Raw genomic sequence first — 24,768 nt, forward strand, 5'->3', positions numbered from 1 at the left:
GGTCGGCGGGCGCCCTCAGTCGTACGGCTGACCGTTACTTGCGGTTGTACAGCCGCATCGTGATCGGCCCGAAGACCAGCACAAGCAGGGCCGACCAGCCCAGAGTCCAGGCGATCTCCGTGGCCGGCCAGTCGCCCGCCATCAGCTCCCGCACCGCCGAAGCCAGATGAGTGACCGGGCTGTTGTTGACGAAGGCCTGGAGCCAGCCCGGCATGGTGCTCGGGTCGACGAAGACATTGGACAGGAAGGTCAGCGGGAAGATCACCATCATGCTGACGCCCATGACCGACTTCTCGGTGCGCAGCAGCAGCCCGAACATCGTCCAGATCCACGAGAACGCGAACGAGAAGACGATCAAAAGCGCGATCCCGGCGACCACGCCCACGAAGCCGCCGTCCGCGCGGTAGCCCAGGATCAGGCCCACGGTGAGCATCACGAGGGACGCGATCGCGTAGCGCAGGGCGTCGCCCAGCAGATAGCCGACCATCGTCGACGGCCGCCAGATGGGCAGGCTGCGGAAGCGGTCGAAGACGCCCTTCTCGATGTCCGTGTTGACCGAGACACCCGTGTACATCGTGATCATCACGACCGACATCACGAGGATGCCCGGCAGCAGGAACTGGATGTACTCCTTCGGCGATCCGGCCAGCGCGCCGCCGAAGAGGTACGTATACATCAGCACCATCATGATCGGGAAGGCGGTGACGTCGAAGAGCTGCTCGGGTACGTGTTTGATCTTGAGCATGGCCCGCCAGCCGAAGGTCAGCGAGGCCGACAGGGCGCTGGGCCGCGGCGGCCGCTCCTTGGCGATGAGCAGCTCGGCGAGCGACTCGGTGCTGACGGGGGCGAGTTCCTTGCTCTCGGTGGTGGTCGCGGTGCTCATGCGGCTGCCTCGCTCGTCGTCTCGTGCGCCTGCGTCTCGTCGGTCTTCGTGCCGTCGGTCTTCGTGTTGCCGGTCTTCGTGTCGTGTCCGGTGAGGGCGAGGAAGACCTCGTCCAGGCTGGGCTGGCCCAGCGAGAAGTTGTCGACGGTGATGCCGCTGCGGGCCAGCTCGGCGAGCGCCCGGGCCGCCTGCTCGGCGGCGCCCTGCCCGTTCGCGCCGCCGGCGCCGACGCGCGCCGTCAGCGCCACCGGGTCGGGCTCGCGCTGCACATCCGCGTTCAGCGCGATCCGCAGCACCTCCTCCGCCTCCGGACGCTGCTCGGCATCGCGCAGCCGCAGATGGACGGAACCGGCGCCGACGGACGCCTTCAACTCGCCCTTGGTGCCCTCCGCGATCACCCTGCCGTGGTCGATGACGGCGATCCGGGACGCCAGCTGGTCGGCCTCGTCCAGATACTGCGTGGTCAGCAGCACCGTCGTGCCCTGGGAGACCACCGCGCGCACGATGTCCCACACCTGGTTGCGGCTGCGCGGGTCGAGGCCGGTCGTCGGCTCGTCGAGGAAGAGCAGGTCGGGCGTGTTCAGGATGGACGCGGCGATGTCGATACGGCGCCGCATACCGCCCGAGTAGTGCTTGACCTGCTTCTCGGCCGCCTCGCTCAGCCCGAAGGCCGCCAGCAGCTGGTCGCCGCGCTCCCGTGCGGCCTTCTTGCCGTGCCCGAGGAGCCGGCCGAGCAGCACCAGGTTCTCGGCGCCGGTCAGGTCCTCGTCCACGGACGCGTACTGGCCGGTGAGGCTCACCCTGCCGCGTACCTCGTCGGCCTCGCGCACGACGTCGTGGCCGAAGATGTGCGCCTCGCCGCCGTCCGGGCGCAGCAGGGTGGCGAGCATCTTCACGGTGGTGGTCTTTCCGGCGCCGTTCGGGCCGAGGACGCCGTAGACCGTGCCGGTCGGCACGGCCAGGTCGACGCCGTCTACGGCCCGGGTCTCGCCGAATGTCTTCACCAGACCCGCTGTCTCGATCGCGAGGCCGGACGGCTGTGGCTTCATGGCTGGAGGTCCTTCCACGTGCGGGGCCCGCTTCCGGGGCAGTGGCTACGCAAAGGGAGACCGTCGCCGCGCCCGGAAGTCATCGCTTGCCGCACGGGAAATTCGCGCGGCGGTTCGACTCCACGGTCCCTCCATGGGGCACCGGATGCACCTCAATTAGGACCAAGAGCCGTCGGAATCAGGACCAGGAACCTAGGACCCGAGGTCCTCGCCCAGTGCCCGGGACCCTGAGGAGTAGCGTCCCCCTCATGTACGCGATCACGATTCCTGAACCTGGTGGGCCGGAGGCACTGGTGTGGGACGAGGTCCCGGACCCGGTGCCCGGCGAGGGCGAAGTGCTGGTCGAGGTTGCGGCGAGCGCCGTGAACCGCGCCGACCTGCTCCAGCGGCAGGGCTTCTACGACCCGCCGCCCGGCGCCTCCCCGTATCCCGGCCTGGAGTGCTCCGGGCGGATCGCCGGGCTCGGACCCGGCGTCTCCGGCTGGACCGTCGGCGACGAGGTGTGCGCGCTGCTCTCCGGCGGCGGCTACGCGGAGAAGGTCGCCGTCCCGGCGGGACAGCTGCTGCCCGTGCCCGCGGGGCTCGACGTCCGGCAGGCGGCCGCGCTGCCCGAGGTGACCTGCACGGTCTGGTCGAACGTGTTCATGGTCGCCCACCTCCGCCCCGGCGAGACCCTCCTCGTGCACGGCGGCTCCAGCGGCATCGGCACCATGGCGATCCAGCTGGCCAAGGCCGTCGGCGCCAAGGTCGCCGTCACGGCGGGCACCAAGGAGAAGCTCGACCACTGCGCCGAGCTGGGCGCGGACATCCTGATCAACTACCGCGAACAGGACTTCGTCGAGGAGGTCGGGCGGGCCACCGACGGCGCGGGCGCCGACGTCATCCTCGACAACATGGGCGCCAAGTACCTGGGCCGCAATGTCAAGGCCCTCGCCGTCAACGGGCGGCTCGCGATCATCGGCATGCAGGGCGGCGTCAAGGGCGAGCTGAACATCGGCGCGCTCCTCGCCAAGCGCGCCGCCATCAGCGCGACCTCCCTGCGCGCCCGCCCGCCCGGCGAGAAGGCGGCCATCGTCGCGGCCGTACGCGAACACGTGTGGCCGCTGGTCGAGGGCGGTCATGTACGCCCGGTCGTCGACCGCGAGCTGCCGATGAACGACGCGGCGGCGGCCCACCGGGTGCTGGAGGAGAGCAGGCACATCGGGAAGGTGCTGCTGGTCGTTCCGTAAGCCACCGGCCTTGAGAGCCTGTGTCCCCGGCCGGGCGCCCGCCGCGTCGCCGCCGGGCGCCCGCCGCGTCGCCGGAAGGCATGGTAGCCCCGCTGCGAGGCCTTCCGGCGCCTTGCGACCGCATGCACCGGACGACGTGCGCCGGCCTGGAGCCGGTCCGGGGACAAGGGCCCCCTACGCCCGCCGGACCTGCAGCGCGACGAACGCCAGCCCCAGGCCGAGGCCGATGAGGATCAGGCCGCTGCCGAGGGGCAGGGCCCGCAGCACGGGCTCCTCGGCGGCCTCCGGCCGGACCACGGCCGGCCGGGCGGGCGTCGGCTCGGTGATCCGGGGCGGCTCGGGGGCGACGCCGGCCTCCGGCAGGGCGGAAGCCGACTCCGTGTCCGTCGGCTCGGCGGCCGCCGGTTCCTCCTCGCCCCGCCCGGGCCGCTCCCGCCCCTCGCCCGCGAGGCTGCCCGCCCGTGAGGCGGTGGGGGAGGGCTCGGCGGCGTACGGCAACGGTACGGAGGCCGCCGGCAAGGCCAGGATCAGGGCCAGGAGCAGGACCGGGAGCACGAGCAGTGCCGTCATACGCGACATACGCGACAGGCGGAGCCATGGAGCCATCTCGGTGACCCCTTCCCGGTGCTCAGATCCGAAGGTCCGTAGTCCGCAGGGCATAGGGCGTAGGGCAAGGCCGGCGTCACCAGCCTCACACGCACCCCCCGTACCGGCATCTCGGCCCTCCGAGGGCCACCTCGTGCAGAGCCCCGCAGCGCCCTGCGGTCACGGCTGGTCTGCGATTGCTCTCTATGGGTGATACGCCGAGGGGACCAGTGCGCTCTCCGACCCCGAAGACCGTTCGCGGGGCAGTCCGGGACAGCTCCTCCCGCCCCGCCCGCAGCCCCTCTCCCACCGACCCCTGACGCAAACAGCGCGTACGTAAAGGGCGGACGTAAAGGGTGGATCTCCCCGCACCGGGGGCACCACGATGATGAGGTGTACGGGTGCGAGAGAATGGCGGCATGGAGATGCCGAGGAACGAAAGGTCGCCCGAGAACGCCCAGCGGATCCTGGTTGTGGGCCAGGACGGAATGGCGCTCGGCGGCGGTGGAGACGACGACTCCCACGAGACCCCGGTGACGGAGCAGGTGGAGCAGCCCGCCAAGGTCATGCGCATCGGCAGCATGATCAAGCAGCTGCTGGAGGAGGTGCGGGCGGCTCCTCTGGACGAGGCGAGCCGGGTGCGGCTGAAGGAGATCCACGCCAGCTCGGTGAAGGAACTGGAGGACGGTCTGGCGCCGGAGCTCGTCGAGGAGCTGGAGCGGCTCTCCCTTCCCTTCACGGACGAGGGGACACCCAGCGACGCGGAGCTGCGCATCGCGCAGGCCCAGTTGGTGGGCTGGCTCGAAGGCCTCTTCCACGGGATCCAGACGACCCTGTTCGCCCAGCAGATGGCCGCGCGGGCCCAGCTGGAGCAGATGCGCCGCGCCCTGCCGCCGGGAGTCGGCGGTCACGACATCGAGGAGGACCCGCGCACGGGAGGCCGCACGGGCGGACCGTATCTCTGAGACACCTCACGACATGACAGGGGCCCGGCACGTCACGTGCCGGGCCCCTTCCGCATGTTTCCCATGCGGACGGCTCAGGCGGGATTGCCCGTCGAGACCCGGAGGATGATGTCGGGCATCTCCTCGGGATCGGCGTCGGTGCCGGCCGACGGGAACTGCGACATGACCGTGCCGTCGCCGTATGTGTTCTCGTCGACCTTCTCGATCTCGTAGCCCCAGCCCGCCGCCTGCAGGCACGACTTCACCGATTCGATGTTCTTGAACACGAAGTCCGGGATCTTGATCTCGTCGGGGTCGTTGTAGGACTCCACCGGCTCGGTGCACTCGTCCTTCTCGATGGTCCTCGACGTGTCGGGCCCCTTGTACCCCTCCACCTGGGACGCCGATGCCGACGCGGACGAGCCGGCCTCGCTTCCGCTGTCGTTGTTCCCGGACCCGCTGTTCAGCGTGAGGGCTGTGACCAGCCCGCCGATCGCGACGAGCGAGACGACGATCGCCCCGATGACGACACCCCGGTTGCCCTTGCCGCCTCCGGAGCCGCCGGCGGGCGTCGAGTGCTGCGGAGTGATGTTGTACGGCGGCGGGGTCGCGGCGCCCTGCTGGGGTGCGTACGCGGCGGTCTGCGGCGGTGTCGGGTAGCCGCCCTGCTGCGGATAGCCGTACGACGGAGCGGGCGTGGGCGTCGGCGGGCCGTACGGGCCCGGCTGCGGAGTGTGCGGGGTGTACGGCGTCTGCACCTGGCCCGACGGCGCCGGACCCGGCTGACCGACCGGTGGGAAGACGGCGGAACCGACGCCCTGGCCGCTCGGCGTGTGGGCGCCCGGGACGATGCTGGGCGCGGCGGGCTGGAGGGAGGCCGCGACGCGCAGGCACTCGTCGCGCATGGCCTCGGCGCTCGGGAAGCGCTCGTTCGGGTTCTTCTTCAGCGCGCGGGCGATGAGCGCGTCCATGGCCGGCGGGAGGGAACGGTTGATCGAGGAGGGCGCGACCGGCTCCTCCTGGACGTGCGCGTACGCGATCGCCAGCGGCGAGTCCGCTTCGAACGGCAGTCGGCCGGTGGTCAGCTGGAACAGCATGATGCCGACCGAGTACAGGTCGGAGCGGGCGTCCACACCGCGGCCCAGCGCCTGCTCGGGGGACAGGTACTGCGGGGTGCCGACGACCATGCCCGTCTGCGTCATGGACGTGACGCCGGACTGCATGGCGCGGGCGATGCCGAAGTCCATGACCTTGACCACACCGCGCTTGGTCACCATCACGTTGCCCGGCTTGATGTCCCGGTGGACCAGGCCCATCTCGTGGCTGACCTCCAGCGCCGCCAGCACATCCGCGGTGACCTTCAGGGCCTTGTCGGCGGGCATCGCGCCGTACTGCTGGACGTCGGCCTCCAGCACCGAACCCAGCGGCCGGCCCTCGACGTACTCCATGACGATGTACGGAGTGGGCAGGCCGTCGCCCGCGGCGGAGCCGCTGTCGGACAGCGTGTCCTCGCCGGTGTCGAAGACCGACACGATGTTCGTGTGCGTGAGTTTCGCCACGGCCTGTGCCTCGCGGCGGAAGCGCTCGCGGAAGGCCTGCTCACGGCCGAGGTCGGTGTGGAGTGTCTTGATCGCGACCTGCCGGTCGAGCACCGAGTCGTACGCGAGGTGCACCGAGGCCATGCCGCCCTCGCCGAGCAAGTCGCGCAGCTGGTAGCGGCCCCCGGCGAGCGAACGCCCCGCGTACCGGCCCTGCGCGCCGTCCTGGCTCATGTTCTGCGTCCCCCATCGGCGCCGGCGGCCGGAAGTCGGTGATCCAATGTGCTATTCCCGGCCAAGTCTGCCCGAGGGCACTGACACGTCAAGCGTGGTGCCCGTTCCGTGACCGTACGCGAAGGAAGCGTCGCGGAAGCGTTACAGCGGCCGTACGGCCGGTCCACAGAATTTGCACGACGGGACGCGATCCGGGTTTGATGGCCGGTCCACGTTGAAACCCGCACCGGATCCGTCTCGCGTCCAACTCGGAACAGTGCCTTGCGCAGAGGCTGTAGCGTGGCTGACGGAGACCGTAAGACCGTAACAAGGACCGCGCGGACCGCGGGCAGAAACGACGGCGAGGACCGATGGCACAGCAGCAGCGCGCTCAGGGCCCGTCCGACCCCGAGGCGACTGGCGGCGGTATGTCAGACGCGCCTGAGCTGTGGGGTAACGGCGGGCTTGTCGGGGACGGCCGGTACCGGCTGACCCGCAGACTCGGCCGGGGCGGCATGGCCGAGGTGTTCGCGGCCGAGGACGTGCGCCTCGGTCGTACGGTCGCGGTCAAGCTGCTCCGCTCCGACCTGGCCGAGGACCCCGTCTCCAAGGCGCGTTTCACGCGCGAGGCGCAGTCGGTGGCCGGGCTCAACCACCACGCGATCGTCGCGGTGTACGACTCCGGCGAGGACGTCGTCGGCGGCCGGTCCGTGCCGTACATCGTGATGGAGATCGTCGAGGGCCGGACGATCCGCGATCTGCTGATCAACGCCGAGGCGCCCGGGCCCGAGCAGGCGCTGATCATCGTCTCCGGTGTCCTCGAAGCACTCGCCTACTCGCACCAGCACGGCATCGTGCACCGCGACATCAAGCCGGCCAACGTCATCATCACCGACTCGGGCGCGGTGAAGGTGATGGACTTCGGCATCGCGCGCGCCCTGCACGGCGCGCAGTCGACGATGACGCAGACCGGCATGGTCATGGGCACACCCCAGTACCTCTCGCCGGAGCAGGCCCTCGGCAAGGCCGTCGACCACCGCTCCGACCTGTACGCGACCGGCTGCCTGTTGTACGAACTCCTCGCCCTGCGGCCCCCGTTCGTCGGCGAGACCCCGCTGTCGGTGGTCTACCAGCACGTCCAGGACATTCCGACGCCCCCGTCCCAGATCACGGAGGGGGCGCCGCCGGAGCTCGACGGGCTCGTCATGCGCTCGCTCGCCAAGGAGCCGGACGACCGGTTCCAGACGGCCGAGGAGATGCGCGGGCTGATCCAGTACGGCCTGCAGATGCTGTACGACCAGGGCAGCCACACCGGCACCTGGAACACCGGCCCGGTGGACATGCACGACGGCCGGCACACCCCGGCGGCGGGCATGTCCCGCACCACGGTGATGCCGCACCCCGCGGACTCCGGGACCACGCAGGTCCCGCAGCCGATCCTGCCGCAGTACGGCGGCGGTGGCGGGGACGACGGCGGCTTCGAGGGGCACGGCAACCGGGGCAACGGCCGCGGCAAGCTGTGGATCCTCGCCGCGCTCGCGGTCGTCGCCATCGCGGCCGGTGTCGCGCTCGCGCTGAACAACACCGGCGGGGAGAGCGGCGGGACCGACACCACGCAGTCGCCGACCGTCTCGGAGTCCGCCACTCAGTCGCAGGCCAGCGAGACGCCCAGCGAGGAAGCGACCGAGGAGCCCACGGAGGAGACCGAGACCGACACGGGCGGCGGCTTCGAGTACACGCCCTCGTGGACCCCGACCCCGACCTGGACCCCGTCCCCGACCCTCACCGAGACGACGGACGACGAGCCGACCGAGACGGAGACGACCACCGAGGAACCGACAGGCGACGAAGAGCCGCCGCCGACGTCCGAGGAGCCCACGACGTCCGAGCCGACGACGGACGACGGCAGCGGCGGCGAGACGGACGGCGCCATCGGGTTCCCCTGACGGATACCCCCTGACCGTTCGGCCTGTTCGACCAGCTTGCCGCTCGACTGCTCGACTGCTCGTGAAAACGCCCTCCACGCACGCGTGGAGGGCGTTTTCACGAGCCGCGCGTCAGCCGGAGAACGCCTCGCACACCGCGTCGTACTCCCGCGTCCACCACACCACCAGCGCGGAGGACGCCGGGAACTGCGGGTCGGCGCGGGTGTCACCGCGCTCGTAGTGCCAGCGCAGCATCCAGAAGTCGTTGAGCCGCTCCCACCACACGCGGTGCACGGCCGCGGCGAGTTCGGAGGGGGAGGCGCCGGCCGTACGGCGGTACGCGCGCGCGTAGGCCCTTGCCTTCGGCAGGTCGAGGGTGCCGACGGGGCGGACGAAGAAGATCACCGCGGCGCGTACGGCCTCCTCCGCGCGGGGCTGCACGCCGAGCCGGTCCCAGTCGACGATCGCGGCGGGAGCGCCGCCCTTGTAGAGCACGTTGAACGGGTGGAAGTCCCCGTGCACCCAGCCCACCGAACCGCCTCGCGGAGGCCGCCGGTCCGTGTGCTGCTCCAGCAGGGTCCGGCGCTCCAGCAGCCGGTGCCGGGCGAGTTCGTCGAAGGCGTCGGGCGGGCGGTGGCGGCGTACCCGGGTGAGCAGTTCGTCGATGAGCGCGAAGGTGTCGGCGGGATCGGCGCTCTCGGGCCGTACGGCCGCCCGTGCCTGAGGCGGCATCACCCGCTCCAGGCCCGCGTGGACGGCGCCCAGGAGCGCCCCCAGTCTGCCGCACTGTGCCGTGGTGAGCTGGCCGCCGTGGCGGTGCCGTCCGTCGATCCACGGGTGCAGGGCGTACGCGTGACCGCCGACCACGGCGACCGTACGCCCGTCGCGGCCGGCCAGCGCCGGGGCCACCGGGACGCCGAGGTCGGCCAGGCGCCGGGTCGCCCGGTGCTGGCGGTCGATCGCCGCGGGGTCGGCGGTCTCGGGATCGAAGTGGTGCTTGAGGAAGTACCGGCCACGGGTCGTGGCGAGCCGGTAGCCGCGGTTGAGCAGCCCTTGGTCGACGGGGTCACAGGTCAGCGCGGACCCGGCGGCGTACTGGCGGAGGAGGGCGCCCAGAGGGGGCGCGTGGGGCACCAGGGTTGGTACAGATGAGCGCGGCACGCGCCAGATGTTAGGGCACGCGCCGGATCGCTGACCTCGCGCTTGTCACAGACAGTCGTCTTCGGTCACATGATGTACTCGAACTGACGCTCAGCCTGTCGAGGTGAATGAGTCGAGAGGAATGGGGTAACTTTCCCGTTTTCGAGTGTGGTGTCAGTGTCCATATGTGATTTTTCGGGTACGCCCGTTGTGCTGACGAGGCGGATCCTCGAAATGAACCCTTCCCGTGCTGCGGGTGGGCGGGATAACGTGCCGGTGTTCCGGCCCCCTGCGAGGCTGAAACCAGTGCTGTGACCAGCAGTCCTTCCCGGCCTGCGCGAGGTGCTTGGACGCCCAAGTGAAAGTACTTGGATATCCAAGCAAAAGTGCAGGTCAGGAGGGGTTTCACAGGAATGTGGAGCACTGGGTAACGTGCTTGTTGCAGGGCGCTCGCCGGGGCACCTGTCACGTCTGTTCCCGGCCGAGTGGCACCCACCCCGTGCACGGGTAACGGGATCAGGCGAGCCGCACTGGTCATCTCGGTAACCCCGGGGGCCGGACCGACGGAGGAGCACACGTGACCGTGGAGAGCACTGCCGCGCACAAGCCGCGACGCAGCGCCGGAAGCAAGGCCGGCACCACCGGCACCAAGCGCGCCGCTGCGAAGAAGTCGACCGCCGCGAAGAAGCCGCCGGTCCCCGACCCCGAGCTCGTCCAGCTGCTGACCCCCGAGGGCAAGCGGGTCAAGAGCGCCGAGTACGACCGGTACGCCGAGGACGTCACCGTCGACGAGCTGCGCGGCCTCTACCGCGACATGGTGCTGACCCGCCGCTTCGACGCCGAGGCCACCTCCCTGCAGCGCCAGGGCGAGCTGGGCCTGTGGGCCTCGCTGCTCGGCCAGGAGGCCGCCCAGATCGGCTCCGGCCGGGCCCTGCGCGACGACGACTACGTCTTCCCGACCTACCGCGAGCACGGCGTCGCCTGGTGCCGCGGGGTCGACCCGACCAACCTGCTCGGCATGTTCCGCGGCGTGAACAACGGCGGCTGGGACCCGAGCAGCAACAACTTCCACCTCTACACGATCGTCATCGGCTCCCAGACGCTGCACGCGACGGGCTACGCGATGGGCGTGGCCAAGGACGGCGCGGACAGCGCGGTGATCGCGTACTTCGGGGACGGCGCCTCCAGCCAGGGCGACGTCGCCGAGTCGTTCACGTTCTCCGCGGTCTACAACGCCCCGGTCGTGTTCTTCTGCCAGAACAACCAGTGGGCCATCTCCGAGCCCACCGAGAAGCAGACCCGCGTCCCGCTCTACCAGCGCGCCCAGGGCTTCGGCTTCCCCGGCGTGCGTGTCGACGGCAACGACGTACTGGCCTGCCTCGCGGTCACCAAGTGGGCCCTGGAGCGGGCCCGCAACGGCGAGGGCCCCACCCTCGTGGAGGCGTACACGTACCGCATGGGCGCCCACACCACCTCCGACGACCCGACCCGCTACCGCCACGACGACGAGCGGGCCGCCTGGGAGGCGAAGGACCCGATCGCCCGCCTGCGCGCCCATCTCGAATCCGAAACTGACACGGACGAGGGATTTTTCGCGGAACTCGAAGAGGAGAGCGAGGCGTTGGGAAGGCGAGTGCGCGAAGTGGTGCGTGCCATGCCGGACCCGGACCACTTCGCCATCTTCGAGAACGCGTACGCGGACGGACACGCGCTCGTGGACGAGGAGCGCGCCCAGTTCGCGGCGTACCAGGCGTCTTTCGCCGACGCGGAGGAGGGCAGGCAGCGATGACCGCGGAAGCTGTGGCAGTCAAGAGCATGGCGCTGGCGAAGGCGATCAACGAGTCGCTGCGCAATGCCCTCGAAGCCGACCCCAAGGTCCTCGTCATGGGCGAGGACGTCGGCAAGCTCGGTGGCGTGTTCCGGGTGACGGACGGGCTGCAGAAGGACTTCGGTGAGGACCGGGTCATCGACACCCCGCTCGCCGAGTCCGGCATCGTCGGCACGGCGATCGGCCTCGCCCTGCGCGGCTACCGCCCGGTGGTGGAGATCCAGTTCGACGGTTTCGTCTTCCCGGCGTACGACCAGATCGTCACCCAGCTCGCGAAGATGCACGCCCGCTCGCTCGGCAAGGTCAAGCTCCCGGTCGTCGTGCGCATCCCGTACGGCGGCGGCATCGGCGCGGTCGAGCACCACTCCGAGTCCCCGGAGGCGCTGTTCGCCCATGTCGCGGGCCTGAAGGTCGTCTCGCCGTCGAACGCGTCGGACGCCTACTGGATGATGCAGCAGGCCATCCAGAGCGACGACCCGGTGATCTTCTTCGAGCCCAAGCGGCGCTACTGGGACAAGGCGGAGGTCAACCCCGAGGCGATCCCGGGCCCGCTGCACAAGGCCCGTGTCGTACGGCAGGGCGGTGACCTCACCCTCGCCGCGTACGGCCCGATGGTGAAGCTCTGCCAGGAGGTCGCGGACGCGGCGGCCGAGGAGGGCAGGTCCCTGGAGGTCCTGGACCTGCGCTCGGTCTCCCCGCTCGACTTCGACTCCGTCCAGGCCTCGGTCGAGAAGACCGGCCGTCTGATCGTCGTGCACGAGGCCCCGGTGTTCTTCGGCTCGGGTGCGGAGATCGCCGCCCGCATCACCGAGCGGTGCTTCTACCACCTGGAGGCCCCGGTACTCCGGGTCGGCGGCTACCACGCCCCGTACCCGCCGGCCCGCCTGGAAGAGGAGTACCTCCCGGACCTGGACCGGGTGCTGGACGCCGTCGACCGCTCGCTGGCGTACTGAGGAGAGGGTCGTGACGACGATGACGGAAGCGTCCGTACGCGAGTTCAAGCTGCCCGACGTGGGCGAGGGGCTCACCGAGGCCGAGATCCTCAAGTGGCACGTCCAGCCCGGCGACACGGTCACCGACGGCCAGGTCGTCTGCGAGGTCGAGACCGCCAAGGCGGCTGTCGAACTGCCCATTCCGTACGACGGTGTCGTACGCGAACTCCACGTCCCCGAGGGGACGACGGTGGACGTGGGCACGTCGATCATCGCGGTGGACGTGTCGGGCGGGGCGGCGCCGGCCGAGGAGACGACGACGGCCGAGGAGACGCCCGCCGAGACCGCTCCCGCCCAGGCACGCGTGCAGAAGGAGGCGGCGCCCAAGCAGGAGGGCCGTAAGCCGGTCCTCGTGGGATACGGGGTCGCCGCTTCCGCGACGAAGCGGCGCCCGCGCAAGGGAGCCGTGGTCCCCGTCCAGGAGGCACACGAGTCTCGGGAGGCACAGGGGTCGCCGAGCGCACTCCAGGCCGTCCAGGGCGAGCTGAACGGGCACGGCCCCGTGGCGCCGCCGCAGCAGCGCCCGCTGGCGAAGCCGCCGGTCAGAAAGCTGGCCAAGGACCTCGGCGTGGACCTGGCGAGAGTCACCCCGTCCGGCCCCGACGGCATCATCACGCGCGAGGACGTGCACGCGGCGGCGGCCCCGCCGAAGGTGGCCCCCGAGACGGTCGCGGAACCGGCTGCCGCCGCGCCTCCGGCGCCCGTCGTGACGTACGACGGCACACGCGAAACCCGCGTCCCGGTCAAGGGCGTCCGCAAGGCGACCGCGGCCGCGATGGTCGGCTCGGCGTTCACGGCACCGCATGTCACGGAGTTCGTGACGGTCGACGTGACCCGCACCATGAAGCTGGTCGAGGAGCTCAAGCAGGACAAGGAGTTCCAGGGCCTGCGGGTGAACCCGCTGCTGCTCATCGCCAAGGCCCTGCTGGTCGCGGTCAAGCGCAACCCGCACGTCAACGCGTCCTGGGACGAGGCCAACCAGGAGATCGTCCTCAAGCACTACGTGAACCTCGGCATCGCGGCGGCCACCCCGCGCGGGCTGATCGTGCCGAACATCAAGGACGCGCACGACAAGACGCTGCCCCAACTGGCGCAGTCCCTCGGCGAACTGGTGGCAACGGCACGCGAGGGCAAGACCTCCCCGGCGGCCATGCAGGGCGGCACGATCACCATCACCAACGTCGGCGTCTTCGGCGTCGACACCGGCACGCCGCTCCTGAACCCCGGTGAGTCCGCGATCCTCGCCATCGGCGCGATCAAGCTCCAGCCGTGGGTCCACAAGGGCAAGATCAAGCCCCGCCAGGTCACCACGCTGGCGCTCTCCTTCGACCATCGGCTGGTGGACGGGGAGTTGGGCTCCAGGGTGCTGGCGGATGTGGCGGCGATTCTGGAGCAGCCGAAGAGGTTGATCAGCTGGGCGTGAGGTCTTCGGCGGAGAGTGGGCGAGACAGTGACTTCCACTGTCTCGCCCACTCTCTGGCCTGCGGGAATGCTGAGACCGTAAGCTCCAGTTACGGTCTCGAGAATGTCTCGGTGCCTTTCGGGGACGTGGTTGGAGAGTGCCTGCCGCCTTGGGGTCAGCGATCCAGTCGGAGTGCCTTGGGGATGAACACGCGGAAGAGGGCTATCCCTTTACTGCTGTGGCGGGGTAGCCCTTGCCTTCTTCTCCATGGTCAGAGGGCTGTGCTGCCGACCATGAGGACCTTGATCGAGACGGTGGTGCCGTCGACCTCGTACGTGGCCCGATAGACGCCGACGCGCAGTCGCCGCAGGCTGGTGCCGCCGAGTTTGCTGCTCGCGGAAGGCTCCGGGTCGTCTGCGAGTGCGTTGATCGCCCTGAGGAATGGCTTCACCGCGTCGCCGTCGCGAGCCCTGAGCCGCTTGAGGCCTTCGGAAGCGGCCCTTTCCCAGATGATGGTGTGGTTCAAGAGGCTTCCGCTCCGGCGACGAGGGCTTCGATCTCGGCCTGCGTGGATGTGGGGCCGCCTGCGGACCGCGCGTACAGGGACACGGCCACGTCGGCGAAGTCGATCGCCCGCTCGCGTGCCTCCTCGTCTGCCGTCGAGTCGGAGAGCGCCTGGATCCACCAGTGGTTGAGGAACGCCTCGAAGCCGCCGGAGTCGGCGAGGGCGCCCAGCTCTGTGTAGAAGTCGACCCGGTGGTCGAGTCGCAGGGCAGCCCCGATTCCGTCTACGGTGCGCTGGACGACCGTACCCGTGAATCCTGTGGCTTCCAGAGCCTCTGCCACTGCTGTCTGCCACTCGGCCTTCATCTGCATCCCCTTTCGCTGTGCGGTCAAGGTACCGCCACGGCACGCTCGGAGACGGTTGAGGAGCCTACGCATCCGAACCTCCCAGCAGGTCCAGCTCCGCCCAAATCGTCTTGCCCACGGTGAGCTTCTCCACGTCCCACCGCGCGGCGAGCGTACGAACGATGAGCAGGCCACGGCCGAACTGGTCGCCGCCGTCCACCGCCGTACGGGCCATCGGCAGGCGCTCGCCCCTCGGGTCGGTGACGGCGACGCGCAGGGCCGCGCCGGTGAGCGAGGTCTCCACCCGGAACAGCCGGTCCCGCAGGCATCCGTGCAGCAGGGCGTTGGTGCACAGCTCGCTTGCCAGCAGTGCCGCGTCGCCGGCGGAGTCGGCATGCCCCCAGTCGGCGGTGAGTTGGGCTACGTGTCTGCGGGCGAGAGGGACGCTGCGGGGGTACGGGGTGTACGTGATCGCGTCGTAGCGGTCGTAGCCCTTGGGGCCCTTGGGGTCGGGGGGAGGGCAGGAGTTCGTCATGGGGGGCGCACCTCCTTGTGCGAGTGGGGTGCCCAAGGCGGTCGCCAGATGGGTGGGGGAGGTGGCTCTGCCGGGCGGCCCTGGCTGGGCAGCACGGTGCTCTTCCGCCAACTGGTTTCGCTGGGTGGGCTATTGAGTACTGACGGTAGCGTCTACGGAGCTTGGGCATCAAGTTTTCTGGACAGAAAGATTCACTCGAACTGGCTTGCTCGCGGTACGGTGACGCCCAAAAGACTGTGACCAGCTCAGTGGGAGGGACGGCGGGATGGCAGGTAGGGACCCTGATCGAGGCAAGACCGTGTCTACGGTGCTGGCGCGCAGACTGGGTGGTGAGCTGTTGCGTATGCGTGAGGCGCGCGGGATGCGCCAGCCTCATGCGGCCGAGGCGCTGTCGGCCTCGGTGGCGAAGGTCGCCAAGATGGAACGCGGCGGGGTACCGATGCGTGACCCGGACGTCCGTGCCCTGTGTCACTTGTACGGCGAGACCGATGAAGTAGTGATCGAGAGGCTGCTGACGCTGGCGCGGACGGACCGTGAGAGGCGCAAGGCCAAGGGATGGTGGAACCAATATCCACAGCTGCCCGCCATGGTCGAGTACGTTGCCCTGGAGGACATCGCCACCAGCATCCGTACCTGGGAACTTGCTTTCATTCCAGGGTTGTTGCAGACGCCGGACTATGCGCGTGCCGTGGCGGTCGGTGCCGGGTCGTGGGAGGACCCGAGCGAGATCGAGCCCTTTGTAGAGGCGAGGCTGACCCGTCAGACCCGACTGCGGTCAGAGCGTCCGCTGGAATTGTGGGCCGTGATGCACGAGGGGGCGCTGCGCCAACTCGTCGGAGGCCGGGACGTGATGAGGGAACAGTTGGGCCATCTACTGGAGATGGCTGACTTGCACACGGTGAAGGTGCAGGTAGTGCCATCGCTGGCGGGGGCCAACCCCGGCATGATCGGGGCGTTCACCATTGTCTCGTTCGCTGAGGTCGGAGCGTTGGATGTCGTACACATGGACGTACCCTCTTCTACGCTCTGGTTGGAGAGTGAAGAAGACGCTGCCCGTCACGGCCGGATCTTCGACCGTATTGCGCGAGTCGGGCTGGCGGAACGCAACTCCATCGACCTGATCGAAGCCATTCGCAAGGAGATGTAGGTCCGGTGACCGAATTCGACTTCGTCAAGTCCAGCTATAGCGGGGGAGACGCTGGTCAGCAATGCGTCGAAGTTGCTCGTAACATCCCCGGCACCATAGCCGTCCGGGACTCCAAGGGCCCGGACGGCCCGATACTCCGGCTCACCTCGCGTGCGTGGGGAGCGTTTACCAAGGAGTTGTGAGCTATGTCCGAGTTCGATTTCAGCTTGATCTAGCGCGGAACCCCGGGCGTTCACGCCCGGGAGGAAGCGCTTCTCTGGATCGCTCTGACCGGCAGTTGCCCGCGGGCCTGCACTGTTGACCTCAGCCAGGTCGCTTCTGGTTTTCGATGTACTCCTTGATGATCTCCAACGGCGCTCCGCCGCACGAGGCGGCGAAGTACGAAGGCGACCAGAAGTGCTCACCCCACAGGTACTTACGGATATGGGCTGGAAACTCCTGACGGAGCCGCCGGGCGGAGACGCCTTTGAGGGAGCCGACCAGCCGGGACAAGGCGACTTTGGGCGGGTAGTGCACCAACAGGTGGACGTGGTCCCTCTCCCCGTTGAACTCCACCAGCTCGGTGTCGAAGTCCGCGCACACGTCACGCATGACCTCCTCGCAGCGCCGAAGGATCTCATCGGTGAACGGGCCGCGCCGGTACTTCGGCGTGAAGACCAAGTGCGCGTGAAGGGTGCAGACGACTGTTCTACCCCTGCGAATATTGGGGTTTGGTTCCCAGCGTGGTGACATAGATCAATGATACGATCACGCCCGTGAAACTCGTTGTGCAGGTGAGGCTGATACCGGAGGCCGAGCAGGCCGCCGCGCTTCTCGCGACCCTGCGCACGGTCAACGAGGCCGCGAACTGGGTGTCGGCGGTGGCCTTCGAGCAGGGTGTGCCGCGCGAGTACGAGCTGCGCAACCACACCTACGCGGAGTTGAAGGCGAGGGGGCTGGGGGCACAAGCAGCCCAGCACACCATCAAGAAGGTCCGCGACGCTTACACCACGCTCAAGGCCAACATCAAGGCCGGGAACCTCGGCAGACCGGGCTCGAAGCGGCGCAGGAAGACCGAGTCCAAGCCCATCGCCTTCCGGCCCGAGGCAGCCCAGCCGTACGACGACCGGTGCTTGTCCTGGCAGTATGACGCGCAGTCCGTCAGCATCTGGACGACCGCCGGACGCATCCGGGGTGTGCGGTTCGTCTGTTCCGCCGACGGCCTCAAGATGCTCCAGCAGTACCGCAAGGGCGAATCGGATCTGATCGAACGCGACGGCGCGTTGTATCTGATCGCCACGTGCGAGGTGCCCGAGGCTGAAGAGTACGAGCCCGACGAGTTCATCGGCGTCGATCTCGGCATCGTCAACATCGCCACCACATCCACCGGCTACCAGGCTGCCGGGCGCGGTCTGAACCGGCGCCGCACACACGAGCGTGAGCTGCGCGGCAAGCTCCAGAGGAAGAACACCAAGTCCGCCAAGAGGCGGCTCAAGGCCCGTGCCCGCAAAGAGCAGCGGCATGTGAAGAACATCAACCACGTCATCGCGAAACGCATCGTGACCGAGGCTGAACGCACCTCGGCCGGAATCGCCCTGGAAGACCTGGGCGGCATCCGGCAGAGGGTACGGCTCCGCAAGCCCCAACGGGTCACGCTCCACTCCTGGGCCTTCGCCCAGCTCGGAGAGTTCATCGCGTACAAGGCGCGCCGCGCAGGCGTGCCCGTGGTTCACGTCGACCCGGCCTACACCTCGCAGACGTGCTGCGAGTGCGGGCACGTCGACAAGAAGAACCGGGTCGACCAGGCCCTCTTCATCTGCCGGAACTGCGGGGTCGTTGCCCACGCGGACCGGAACGCTTCCCACAACATCGCCCAACGCGGCGCCGTGGTGTGGAGTGCGGGGCGTGAGTCACGCGTCCCTGCCACCCCGTGAGGGGTATCTGGACGGAGGAGTCCACCCTGCAGCCAGCCGGGCACTACCTCCAAGCCCGGTCCTTCAGGACCGGGTCAAGTTGACGAAGTCCACGTACAGCAGCGGCGACGCGCACGGTGAGTGCGTCGAAGTCGCTCGTAACATCCCCGGCGCTGTAGCCGTCCGGGACTCGAAGAACCTGGACGGGTCGATGCTGCGGCTTGCTCCCACCTCTTGGACGGCATTCACCTCGTACGTGGCGCGGGGTACCGAGCGCGAGGAGGCGTTCTCGGCCTGAACCAGGGTGCGGAGGGACTTGGACGTCGCGTGGTGTGCAAGTCGGCATGTCCAGTGCCAAGTGTCGGGCGCGAAGCGGGAGTTCGGCGGACTCGGCTTCCTGCTCCGATCCTCGAGAGGGATCTTGCTGTCCGTTTCCGGGACGCGTGACGGCGCAAGCTCAGCGAACCTCAGATCCCCCTCAAGTAACTGAATCTTCATTGACGGTGATCGGACAAGCACCCTAGGTTCATGAACAAACGGGGGGCGGCCCACAGGGTTGAAGTTGGGGGCCGCCCGCCTTGTCCCTGCACAGACCACTGGACAAGGAGTTCATATGAAGGACAAGCAGAGAGTGGCGCGCCTGAGGAGCGTCGCGGGAGGTGCCGTGTGTGCACTGACTGTGCCGCTCGTACTCGGCGGCGTTCCCGCGGTGGCGAACGCCGCCGACACGGGTGGCACCGGGGTGCCCGTGGCTCTCGTCGGTACGGTGGCCGATGACGTCTCGGCCAGGTGGTGCCTACCCAGACACTGCCCGCCGAGTCGGTGACGGCGGAGGGCAACGAGTTCTCCCTCAGCGTCCGGCCGGATGACCTGGGAGAGGACTTCATCTCCAACGACGGTCTGGCGACCGTTGAGGTGGAGATCTACGTCCCCGAGAAGAACGCCATCTCCACGACGATGGCGAGCTTCCGGCTCGTCGGTGAGCATTCCGCCGCGAAGGCCCAGTGGGCTGCCCCGGACGGCGAGGCGAAGACAACAACCGCCGAGGACACGGAGCCCGTCCGGGTGGAGATGGAGTTGCACCCGCTACCGAAGAGCCCGGGTGGGGACCGGCCCCAGGCGTTCGCGACCGGGGCGTCCGGGGAAGTCGGCGCGCAGACCACAACTCTCATCAAGAAACGCAAGCGTCTCGCCACCGTTGGGACGACTTACCCGATCGCCGGACAGAAGGCGACTATGTTCCACGGCTCCGGCAAGACGATCATATACGGTGCCGCCGTCAACTACGGGGGGAACTGGGGCGCCTCGGGCAACAAGAGCATCAGCAACGGCTACGAGTTCGAGTGGGCGCCGAAGAAGATCATGCGCTCGTATCGCGTTCAGGTCAGGTACGGGCTGTACTTGACCAGGAACAGGGACGGGATCGAGCTGTACCGCAAGTGGCGCCCCATTGTGGAGACCGGCATCACCAAGGAGAAGAAGCTGAGCAAGCGGCCCACGTGGAACAAGGGCAGGGGGACAGGCGACCGCTGTGGCGTGCTGCCCAAGGGCGCTTGGCACAGGACCAACTCCAGTGGCAAGAGCTACTCGCTTTCCACCGGCGTGAAATTCAGGGACATCATCGGAATCGACCTCAGCACCAACCGCGAATACTCGTCGAGTTCGAAGCTCACCTACAACCTCTCCAAGTCCACGCGCAGGCTCTGCGGCAATAATGAGGCGCCGGGGCTGGCAGGCAAGATCGCGCAGTACCGCAGCTGAGGAAGGACAATGTGCTAAGCGCATCGGACGCCCGCCGGGCCATGCCATGGGTATGTCCCCGGCGGGCTTCCCGCTCGGTGGGAGGAGCACTGGCTGGTATGGCCCTTCTGCTGGCCTCCTGCGCGCAGGGCGGCGGAGGCAGAGAGACGCATCGGGAGGGAGATGGGCCGCTCTCGGCTCAGTCCTACGGGACTGTCCTATCGGCTCACGCACCTGAGTCCATTCCCTGGGACGTGGCCTTCGGCGGCCATCAACTGTGCACGACCGATGGCTCCACGATTGAGATCGAGAAGTTCCGGTTGAAGACAGAGGTGAAACCTCTCAACACAGAGCTGAGGCTGCGGACTCTGGTTCCCAGCGACTTTCCCTCGGGCTGGGAAGACACGGAGGACTCGGATAGATACCTTCTGCAATACGGTGGAGTCGGGAAACTTCCGGTTCTTGAGGGTGTACGCATCGCTGGGAGGATCAGCAAGGCGAAGCCGGGGATGAAGGTCACCCAGGGCTGTGATTCGGTGAAGAACAGCAACGGTTACACCGAGCTCTTCGTCCAGTTCCATGTGGGCAAGCGTGGCGTGTACATGAAGAACATGTGGATCGACTACCGCGTCGACGGCAGGCCTTACACCCTCGACCTGGAGTGGGGCGCCGTTGCCTGTGGCGACGCCATCCCTCTCATCGACGGTCAGGACTACTGCGAGGGAAGCGCGGAGGACTGATCCAGATCGCGCAGTACCGCAGCTGAGGAAGGTTTCTGTGCGAAGTGCGACCGAAGCTCGCCGGACCGTGCCCCGGGCATGGTTCCGGCGGGCCTTCCGCTCGGCGGGACTGATACTGGCCGCCACGGTTCTTCTCCTGGGCTCCTCCACTCAGGACGGCGTCAGAGAGACGCACGGGGAGGGAGAGGGGCCGCTCTCGTCACGCTCCTATGGGGTCTCCCTATCGGTCTACGCGCCCAAGACCACTCCCTGGGACGTGGCGTTCGGCGGTCGTCAGTTGTGCGCCACTGACGGGTCCGTGATCGAGATCGAGAAGTTCCGGCTGAAGACAGAAGTGAAAGCTCTCGACGCGGAACTGAGGTTGCGGACTCTGCGTCCCGGTGATGTGCCCGCCGACTGGGCGGACAGGGACGATGCGTACGCGTACAGGTACAAGACGAGGCCCGCTGGCATCGGAGTGCTCCCGGAGACAGAAGACGGCCGACTCGCTGGGAGGTTTACTCGGGCGGAGCCAGGCCTGAAGGTCACCCAGAGCTGCGATGAGGCCAAGGAGAACAACAAGGGCTACACCGAACTCTTCGTCCAGTTCCACGTGGGCAAGCGCGGCGCCCGTATGAGCAACATGTGGATCGACTACCTCGCCGACGGCAGGTCCTACACCCTCGACCTCGCATGGGATGCCATCGCTTGTGGCGACGCCATCCCTCTCGTCGACGGCTATGACTTCTGCGAGGGCACCGCGGAGGACTGACCCAAGAGGACCAAGAGGGCCGTGGCCGTCAGGGCTCGTTCGTCCGAGATCCGAGATCCAAGAGTCGTGAACTCTTTGCGTGCCCGGCATACGGCGAGGGGGCCGGCCGCGGACTGCGCGGCCGGCCCCCTCGTACAAGAACCAGCAAGAACCAGCAAGAACCGGCACGAACTGGCAGGAACGAGCCAGAACCAGTAGGACTACCTGGAGAAGCCGTAGTTCAGCAGCTTCTTCACGTCCGCCGTGCGCTTCGCCGCCGACGGGGCGGTCAGGACGGCGCCGACGAGGGTCTTGCCGTTGCGGGTGGCGGCGAAGACGAGGCAGTACTTGGCCTGGGCGCCGGAGCCGGTCTTCACGCCGATGGTGCCCCTCCAGCCGAGCAGCGTGTTGGTGTTCGACCAGTTCATGTAGCGGTAGCCACCGCTCTTGGTCGTCACCTTCTGCTTCGTCGACTTCGTCTTCACGATGTTGCGGAACACGCGGTGCTTCTTCATCGTGTTGCGGGCGAGCTTCGTCAGGTCCTGCGTGGTCGAGTAGTTCCTGCCGTTGCTGATGCCGTCGAACGAGTCGAAGTTCGTGTTCGTCATGCCGAGCTTCTTGGCGGTCGTGTTCATCTTGCCGATGAACGACTTCACCCGGGCCGCGCGGGTCCTGCCCTTGCCGAACTTGTCGGCGAGTGCGTACGCGGCGTCGCAGCCCGACGGCAGCATCAGCCCGTAGAGCAGCTGGCGGACGCTGACCTTGTCGCCGACGATCAGGCGGGCCGAGGAGGCGCCCTTGTTGACGATGTAGTCGCTGTACGCCTTCTGGATCTTGACCTTGGCGTTGAGGTTCAGGTTCGGCTGCGACAGCACGACCTTGGCGGTCATGATCTTCGTGGTCGAGCCGGTGGCGCGGGCGGTCTTCGCGGACTTCTTGTACAGCGTCTTGCCCGTGCCGCTGTTCATCAGGAACGCGCCCTTGGCGCTGACCGTGGGCTTCGTGGCGGCCTGCGCGGGGGCCATGCCGAGGACGCCGGTGGCGAGCACGGCACCTGTGGTGATGACTACGGCGGCGCTTTTGCGGGCTCGCGCGCCCTTAATGCCGGTTATCAAGTTGAGTACCCCGATTGCGTCAAATGTCTTTGGAGTGCGACCACTTGGACGTGGCACAGAAGGGCCGCTCTTCGTGTGACAAGTAAGTAGCACAGATGGTTGTGCGGCGAGTGGGAGGGGTTTCGTCATGGGTGAAGGTGACCCGTTCGCCCCTCGGTTCAACCCGCCGTTCGTCCCATCGTTCATCCCGGATGATGGACGGGCGTCGGCATGCGTACGTGTTGTATCTATGCTGTTGCCATGCCGCTGACCGTGAAGCAACCACCCGCCGCCGACCGCGTCTACGCGCACGTCAAACAAGGTGTCCTGGAGCGCCGTTACGAGGGCGGGACGCTGCTCACCGAGGGCGAACTGGCCGAGGCGGTCGGGGTGTCCCGGACCCCCGTGCGCGAGGCGCTGCTGAAGCTTGAGGTCGAGGGGCTGATCAAGCTCTATCCCAAGAAGGGCGCCCTGGTGCTGCCCGTCTCCGCGCAGGAGATCGCGGACGTGGTCGAGACCCGGCAGCTCGTCGAGGAGCACTCCGTCCGCAAGACGGTCCCGGCCTCGCCGCGGCTCATCGCGCGCCTGGAGGAGCTGCTGGAGCGGCAGAAGGAGCAGGCCGCCGCCGGGGACCTGGCGGGTGCCGCCGTGACCGACCGCTGCTTCCACGCCGAGATCGTCCGCAGCGGCGGCAACGAGATCCTCGCCCGGCTCTACGACCAGCTCCGTGACCGGCAGCTGCGGATGGGCGTCGCCGTGATGCACGCCCACCCCGACCGCATCACCAAGACGCTCGTCGAGCACGAGGAGATCCTCCGGGCGCTGCGCTCGGGGGACGCGGACGCGGCCGTGGACATCGTGCACCGGCACGTCAGCTGGTTCTCCAACCTGGCGCGGGGGGAGGTCCGTTGAGCCCCGCCTCACTCCCCGGCGATCCGCCCGGCGGCCGCCGCGCCGTCGCCGTCTGGGGCATCGGCGTCTCGGTCTACTTCGTCGCCGTCATCTTCCGTACGTCGCTGGGGGTGGCCGGCCTCGACGCGCAGGACCGCTTCCATGTGGGCGCCTCCGCGCTGTCCACCTTCTCGATCCTCCAGCTGCTGGTCTACGCGGGCATGCAGATACCCGTCGGCCTGCTGGTGGACCGGCTCGGCACCAAGAAGGTGCTGACCATGGGCGTCCTGCTGTTCACGGCGGGCCAGTTGGGCTTCGCGTTCTCACCGTCGTACGGGATGGCGCTGGCCTCGCGCGTGCTGCTGGGCTGCGGGGACGCGATGACGTTCATCAGTGTGCTGCGGCTCGGCAGCCGCTGGTTCCCGGCCCGGCGCGGACCGCTGATCGCGCAGTTCGCGGGGCTCGCCGGTATGGCGGGCAACCTGGTCTCGACGCTGGTGATCGCCCGGCTGCTGCACGGGATCGGCTGGACGGCGGCGTTCGCGGGCAGTTCGGCCGCGGGCGTCCTGGTCCTCGTACTCCTGCTGCTGTTTTTGAAGGACCACCCCGCCGGGTACGAGCCGGAGCCGTTCCCGCACCAGGGGGCCGCGTACGTCCGTCGGCAGATCGTCGCGGCCTGGCGGGAGCCGGGGACGCGGCTCGGGCTGTGGGTGCACTTCACGACGCAGTTCCCGGCGATGGTGTTCCTGCTGCTGTGGGGGCTGCCGTTCCTGGTCGAGGCGCAGGGGCTCGACCGGGCCTCGGCCGGTGACCTGCTCACCCTGATCGTGCTCTCGAACATGCTTTTCGGTCTGCTGTACGGCCAGATCATCGCCCGGCACCACGCGGCGCGGCTGCCGCTGGCGCTGGGCACGGTGGGCATGACCGCGGCGGCCTGGGCGGCCACGCTCGCGTACGGCGACGCTCCGCTGTGGCTGCTGATCGTCCTGTGCGCGGTCCTCGGCGCCTGTGGCCCGGCCTCCATGATCGGCTTCGACTTCGCCCGGCCGGCCAACCCGCCCGAGCGTCAGGGCACGGCCTCCGGGATCACCAACATGGGCGGTTTCGTCGCCTCCATGACGACGCTGCTGGCGGTGGGGGTTCTGCTGGACGCGACCGGGGACGACTACCGGGTCGCCTTCTCCGCCGTCTTCGTCCTCCAGGCGCTCGGCCTCACCCAGATCCTCCGGCTGCGCAGGCGGGCGGCCCGGCGCGAGCGGGAGCGGCTGGTGGCGAGCCGGGTGGAGACGGTGCACGTTCCGGCGTGACGGGTGGGGGTGGGGTGGGGGCGCCGTGGCTGGTTGCTGGTTTCGCCCCCGCCGCCCCTACCCGGCCCATCCTGGGGGCCGTCCCATCACTGAGGGCTGCCGGCCCCAGACCCCC

25 protein-coding genes are annotated in these 24,768 nt (G+C 68.5%); 15 read left to right on the forward strand and 10 right to left on the reverse strand.

Going from position 1 to position 24,768, the window contains the following annotated elements:
• Window positions 1-34: 34 nt before the first annotated feature.
• Together ACWD3C_RS22265 and ACWD3C_RS22270 are read right to left on the reverse strand one after the other, a co-directional pair.
• A complete protein-coding gene (locus tag ACWD3C_RS22265) occupies window positions 35-883 on the reverse strand; it encodes an ABC transporter permease (RefSeq protein WP_451146447.1) in 849 nt (282 codons plus the stop codon).
• Window positions 880-1,932, reverse strand: a complete 1,053-nt coding sequence (locus ACWD3C_RS22270) for an ATP-binding cassette domain-containing protein (RefSeq protein WP_451146449.1) — start codon at window positions 1,930-1,932, stop codon at window positions 880-882. The genes ACWD3C_RS22265 and ACWD3C_RS22270 overlap by 4 nt, the downstream gene beginning before the upstream one ends.
• 248 nt (window positions 1,933-2,180) lie before the next feature.
• Between ACWD3C_RS22270 and ACWD3C_RS22275 the strand changes: the two genes are divergently transcribed.
• A complete protein-coding gene (locus ACWD3C_RS22275; RefSeq protein WP_451146451.1) occupies window positions 2,181-3,161 on the forward strand; it encodes an NAD(P)H-quinone oxidoreductase in 981 nt (326 codons plus the stop codon).
• Between the two features lie 174 nt (window positions 3,162-3,335).
• Here ACWD3C_RS22275 and ACWD3C_RS22280 read toward each other — a convergent pair whose 3' ends face one another.
• Window positions 3,336-3,767, reverse strand: coding sequence for a hypothetical protein (locus ACWD3C_RS22280; RefSeq protein ID WP_451146453.1), 432 nt, complete (start codon window positions 3,765-3,767; stop codon window positions 3,336-3,338).
• A 398-nt stretch (window positions 3,768-4,165) separates the two neighbouring features.
• Here ACWD3C_RS22280 and ACWD3C_RS22285 point away from each other — a divergent pair, with 398 nt between their 5' ends.
• A complete protein-coding gene (locus ACWD3C_RS22285; RefSeq protein ID WP_451146455.1) occupies window positions 4,166-4,711 on the forward strand; it encodes a bacterial proteasome activator family protein in 546 nt (181 codons plus the stop codon).
• Between the two features lie 74 nt (window positions 4,712-4,785).
• On the opposite strand, the gene ACWD3C_RS22290 is transcribed toward ACWD3C_RS22285, so the two are convergent.
• Window positions 4,786-6,462: a protein kinase domain-containing protein gene (locus ACWD3C_RS22290; protein ID WP_451146457.1), complete on the reverse strand. Its 1,677-nt coding sequence runs from the start codon at window positions 6,460-6,462 to the stop codon at window positions 4,786-4,788.
• A gap of 350 nt (window positions 6,463-6,812) precedes the next feature.
• Here ACWD3C_RS22290 and ACWD3C_RS22295 point away from each other — a divergent pair, with 350 nt between their 5' ends.
• On the forward strand, window positions 6,813-8,387 hold the full coding sequence (locus tag ACWD3C_RS22295) for a protein kinase domain-containing protein (RefSeq protein WP_451146459.1): 1,575 nt from the start codon (window positions 6,813-6,815) through the stop codon (window positions 8,385-8,387).
• A gap of 111 nt (window positions 8,388-8,498) precedes the next feature.
• Here the strand turns inward: ACWD3C_RS22295 and ACWD3C_RS22300 are convergent, their stop codons facing one another.
• Window positions 8,499-9,500, reverse strand: coding sequence for a phosphotransferase (locus tag ACWD3C_RS22300; RefSeq protein WP_451146521.1), 1,002 nt, complete (start codon window positions 9,498-9,500; stop codon window positions 8,499-8,501).
• Window positions 9,501-10,083: 583 nt separating this feature from the next.
• On the opposite strand from ACWD3C_RS22300, the gene pdhA reads away from it, so the two are divergent.
• Genes pdhA through ACWD3C_RS22315 form a run of 3 tightly spaced genes read left to right on the forward strand, consistent with a single transcriptional unit; the run spans window position 10,084 to window position 13,749 of the window.
• Complete coding sequence (pdhA, locus tag ACWD3C_RS22305; protein ID WP_451146461.1) at window positions 10,084-11,295, forward strand: pyruvate dehydrogenase (acetyl-transferring) E1 component subunit alpha; 1,212 nt, start codon at window positions 10,084-10,086, stop codon at window positions 11,293-11,295.
• Window positions 11,292-12,287, forward strand: coding sequence for an alpha-ketoacid dehydrogenase subunit beta (locus ACWD3C_RS22310; protein ID WP_451146463.1), 996 nt, complete (start codon window positions 11,292-11,294; stop codon window positions 12,285-12,287). The genes pdhA and ACWD3C_RS22310 overlap by 4 nt, the downstream gene beginning before the upstream one ends.
• Before the next feature lie 10 nt (window positions 12,288-12,297).
• Window positions 12,298-13,749: a dihydrolipoamide acetyltransferase family protein gene (locus ACWD3C_RS22315; RefSeq protein ID WP_451146465.1), complete on the forward strand. Its 1,452-nt coding sequence runs from the start codon at window positions 12,298-12,300 to the stop codon at window positions 13,747-13,749.
• A gap of 250 nt (window positions 13,750-13,999) precedes the next feature.
• Here ACWD3C_RS22315 and ACWD3C_RS22320 read toward each other — a convergent pair whose 3' ends face one another.
• The 3 genes from ACWD3C_RS22320 to ACWD3C_RS22330 are packed head-to-tail and all read right to left on the reverse strand — an operon-like array spanning window position 14,000 to window position 15,112.
• On the reverse strand, window positions 14,000-14,254 hold the full coding sequence (locus tag ACWD3C_RS22320) for a type II toxin-antitoxin system RelE family toxin (protein ID WP_451146467.1): 255 nt from the start codon (window positions 14,252-14,254) through the stop codon (window positions 14,000-14,002).
• A complete protein-coding gene (locus ACWD3C_RS22325) occupies window positions 14,251-14,625 on the reverse strand; it encodes a hypothetical protein (RefSeq protein ID WP_451146469.1) in 375 nt (124 codons plus the stop codon). The genes ACWD3C_RS22320 and ACWD3C_RS22325 overlap by 4 nt, the downstream gene beginning before the upstream one ends.
• 37 nt (window positions 14,626-14,662) lie before the next feature.
• Window positions 14,663-15,112, reverse strand: a complete 450-nt coding sequence (locus ACWD3C_RS22330) for an ATP-binding protein (RefSeq protein ID WP_451146471.1) — start codon at window positions 15,110-15,112, stop codon at window positions 14,663-14,665.
• 265 nt (window positions 15,113-15,377) lie between these two features.
• Between ACWD3C_RS22330 and ACWD3C_RS22335 the strand changes: the two genes are divergently transcribed.
• Both ACWD3C_RS22335 and ACWD3C_RS22340 read left to right on the forward strand, forming a co-directional pair.
• The gene (locus ACWD3C_RS22335) at window positions 15,378-16,259 is read left to right on the forward strand and encodes a helix-turn-helix domain-containing protein (RefSeq protein WP_451146473.1); all 882 of its coding nucleotides are present in this window, start codon (window positions 15,378-15,380) and stop codon (window positions 16,257-16,259) included.
• Window positions 16,260-16,264: 5 nt separating this feature from the next.
• The gene (locus tag ACWD3C_RS22340; RefSeq protein ID WP_451146475.1) at window positions 16,265-16,441 is read left to right on the forward strand and encodes a DUF397 domain-containing protein; all 177 of its coding nucleotides are present in this window, start codon (window positions 16,265-16,267) and stop codon (window positions 16,439-16,441) included.
• A gap of 121 nt (window positions 16,442-16,562) precedes the next feature.
• On the opposite strand, the gene tnpA is transcribed toward ACWD3C_RS22340, so the two are convergent.
• Window positions 16,563-16,991 (reverse strand): IS200/IS605 family transposase, encoded by a 429-nt coding sequence (gene tnpA, locus ACWD3C_RS22345; protein WP_451146477.1) that lies wholly within the window; start codon window positions 16,989-16,991, stop codon window positions 16,563-16,565.
• Between the two features lie 23 nt (window positions 16,992-17,014).
• Here tnpA and ACWD3C_RS22350 point away from each other — a divergent pair, with 23 nt between their 5' ends.
• From ACWD3C_RS22350 to ACWD3C_RS22370, 5 genes are all read left to right on the forward strand, one after another.
• Entirely contained in the window at window positions 17,015-18,172 is a 1,158-nt protein-coding gene (locus tag ACWD3C_RS22350; RefSeq protein ID WP_451146479.1) for an RNA-guided endonuclease InsQ/TnpB family protein, read from the forward strand.
• Between the two features lie 79 nt (window positions 18,173-18,251).
• Window positions 18,252-18,449 carry a DUF397 domain-containing protein gene (locus tag ACWD3C_RS22355; protein WP_451146481.1) on the forward strand — a complete coding sequence of 66 codons (198 nt, stop codon included), beginning with the start codon at window positions 18,252-18,254 and terminating at the stop codon, window positions 18,447-18,449.
• A gap of 491 nt (window positions 18,450-18,940) precedes the next feature.
• A complete protein-coding gene (locus ACWD3C_RS22360) occupies window positions 18,941-19,912 on the forward strand; it encodes a hypothetical protein (RefSeq protein WP_451146483.1) in 972 nt (323 codons plus the stop codon).
• A 98-nt stretch (window positions 19,913-20,010) separates the two neighbouring features.
• On the forward strand, window positions 20,011-20,631 hold the full coding sequence (locus ACWD3C_RS22365; protein WP_451146485.1) for a hypothetical protein: 621 nt from the start codon (window positions 20,011-20,013) through the stop codon (window positions 20,629-20,631).
• A gap of 298 nt (window positions 20,632-20,929) precedes the next feature.
• Complete coding sequence (locus ACWD3C_RS22370) at window positions 20,930-21,382, forward strand: hypothetical protein (RefSeq protein WP_451146487.1); 453 nt, start codon at window positions 20,930-20,932, stop codon at window positions 21,380-21,382.
• 200 nt (window positions 21,383-21,582) lie between these two features.
• Here ACWD3C_RS22370 and ACWD3C_RS22375 read toward each other — a convergent pair whose 3' ends face one another.
• Window positions 21,583-22,476, reverse strand: a complete 894-nt coding sequence (locus ACWD3C_RS22375) for a D-alanyl-D-alanine carboxypeptidase family protein (protein ID WP_451146489.1) — start codon at window positions 22,474-22,476, stop codon at window positions 21,583-21,585.
• A gap of 240 nt (window positions 22,477-22,716) precedes the next feature.
• Here ACWD3C_RS22375 and ACWD3C_RS22380 point away from each other — a divergent pair, with 240 nt between their 5' ends.
• The gene (locus ACWD3C_RS22380; protein ID WP_451146491.1) at window positions 22,717-23,367 is read left to right on the forward strand and encodes a GntR family transcriptional regulator; all 651 of its coding nucleotides are present in this window, start codon (window positions 22,717-22,719) and stop codon (window positions 23,365-23,367) included.
• On the forward strand, window positions 23,364-24,653 hold the full coding sequence (locus ACWD3C_RS22385) for an MFS transporter (protein ID WP_451146493.1): 1,290 nt from the start codon (window positions 23,364-23,366) through the stop codon (window positions 24,651-24,653). Before ACWD3C_RS22380 ends, ACWD3C_RS22385 begins: the two co-directional genes overlap by 4 nt.
• Window positions 24,654-24,768: the final 115 nt, after the last annotated feature.

The sequence above is a fragment of the Streptomyces sp. NPDC002845 genome, from assembly GCF_053591955.1.

Excerpts from the sequence above, each read along its gene's own strand:
- ACWD3C_RS22265 (WP_451146447.1), bottom strand. The coding sequence starts at position 883 with ATGAGCACCGCGACCACCACCGAGAGCAAGGAACTCGCCCCCGTCAGC.
- ACWD3C_RS22270 (WP_451146449.1), bottom strand. The coding sequence starts at position 1,932 with ATGAAGCCACAGCCGTCCGGCCTCGCGATCGAGACAGCGGGTCTGGTG.
- ACWD3C_RS22275 (WP_451146451.1), top strand. The coding sequence starts at position 2,181 with ATGTACGCGATCACGATTCCTGAACCTGGTGGGCCGGAGGCACTGGTG.
- ACWD3C_RS22280 (WP_451146453.1), bottom strand. The coding sequence starts at position 3,767 with ATGGCTCCATGGCTCCGCCTGTCGCGTATGTCGCGTATGACGGCACTG.
- ACWD3C_RS22285 (WP_451146455.1), top strand. The coding sequence starts at position 4,166 with ATGGAGATGCCGAGGAACGAAAGGTCGCCCGAGAACGCCCAGCGGATC.
- ACWD3C_RS22290 (WP_451146457.1), bottom strand. The coding sequence starts at position 6,462 with ATGAGCCAGGACGGCGCGCAGGGCCGGTACGCGGGGCGTTCGCTCGCC.
- ACWD3C_RS22295 (WP_451146459.1), top strand. The coding sequence starts at position 6,813 with ATGGCACAGCAGCAGCGCGCTCAGGGCCCGTCCGACCCCGAGGCGACT.
- ACWD3C_RS22310 (WP_451146463.1), top strand. The coding sequence starts at position 11,292 with ATGACCGCGGAAGCTGTGGCAGTCAAGAGCATGGCGCTGGCGAAGGCG.
- ACWD3C_RS22330 (WP_451146471.1), bottom strand. The coding sequence starts at position 15,112 with ATGACGAACTCCTGCCCTCCCCCCGACCCCAAGGGCCCCAAGGGCTAC.
- ACWD3C_RS22335 (WP_451146473.1), top strand. The coding sequence starts at position 15,378 with ATGGCAGGTAGGGACCCTGATCGAGGCAAGACCGTGTCTACGGTGCTG.
- tnpA (WP_451146477.1), bottom strand. The coding sequence starts at position 16,991 with ATGTCACCACGCTGGGAACCAAACCCCAATATTCGCAGGGGTAGAACA.
- ACWD3C_RS22365 (WP_451146485.1), top strand. The coding sequence starts at position 20,011 with ATGGCCCTTCTGCTGGCCTCCTGCGCGCAGGGCGGCGGAGGCAGAGAG.
- ACWD3C_RS22380 (WP_451146491.1), top strand. The coding sequence starts at position 22,717 with ATGCCGCTGACCGTGAAGCAACCACCCGCCGCCGACCGCGTCTACGCG.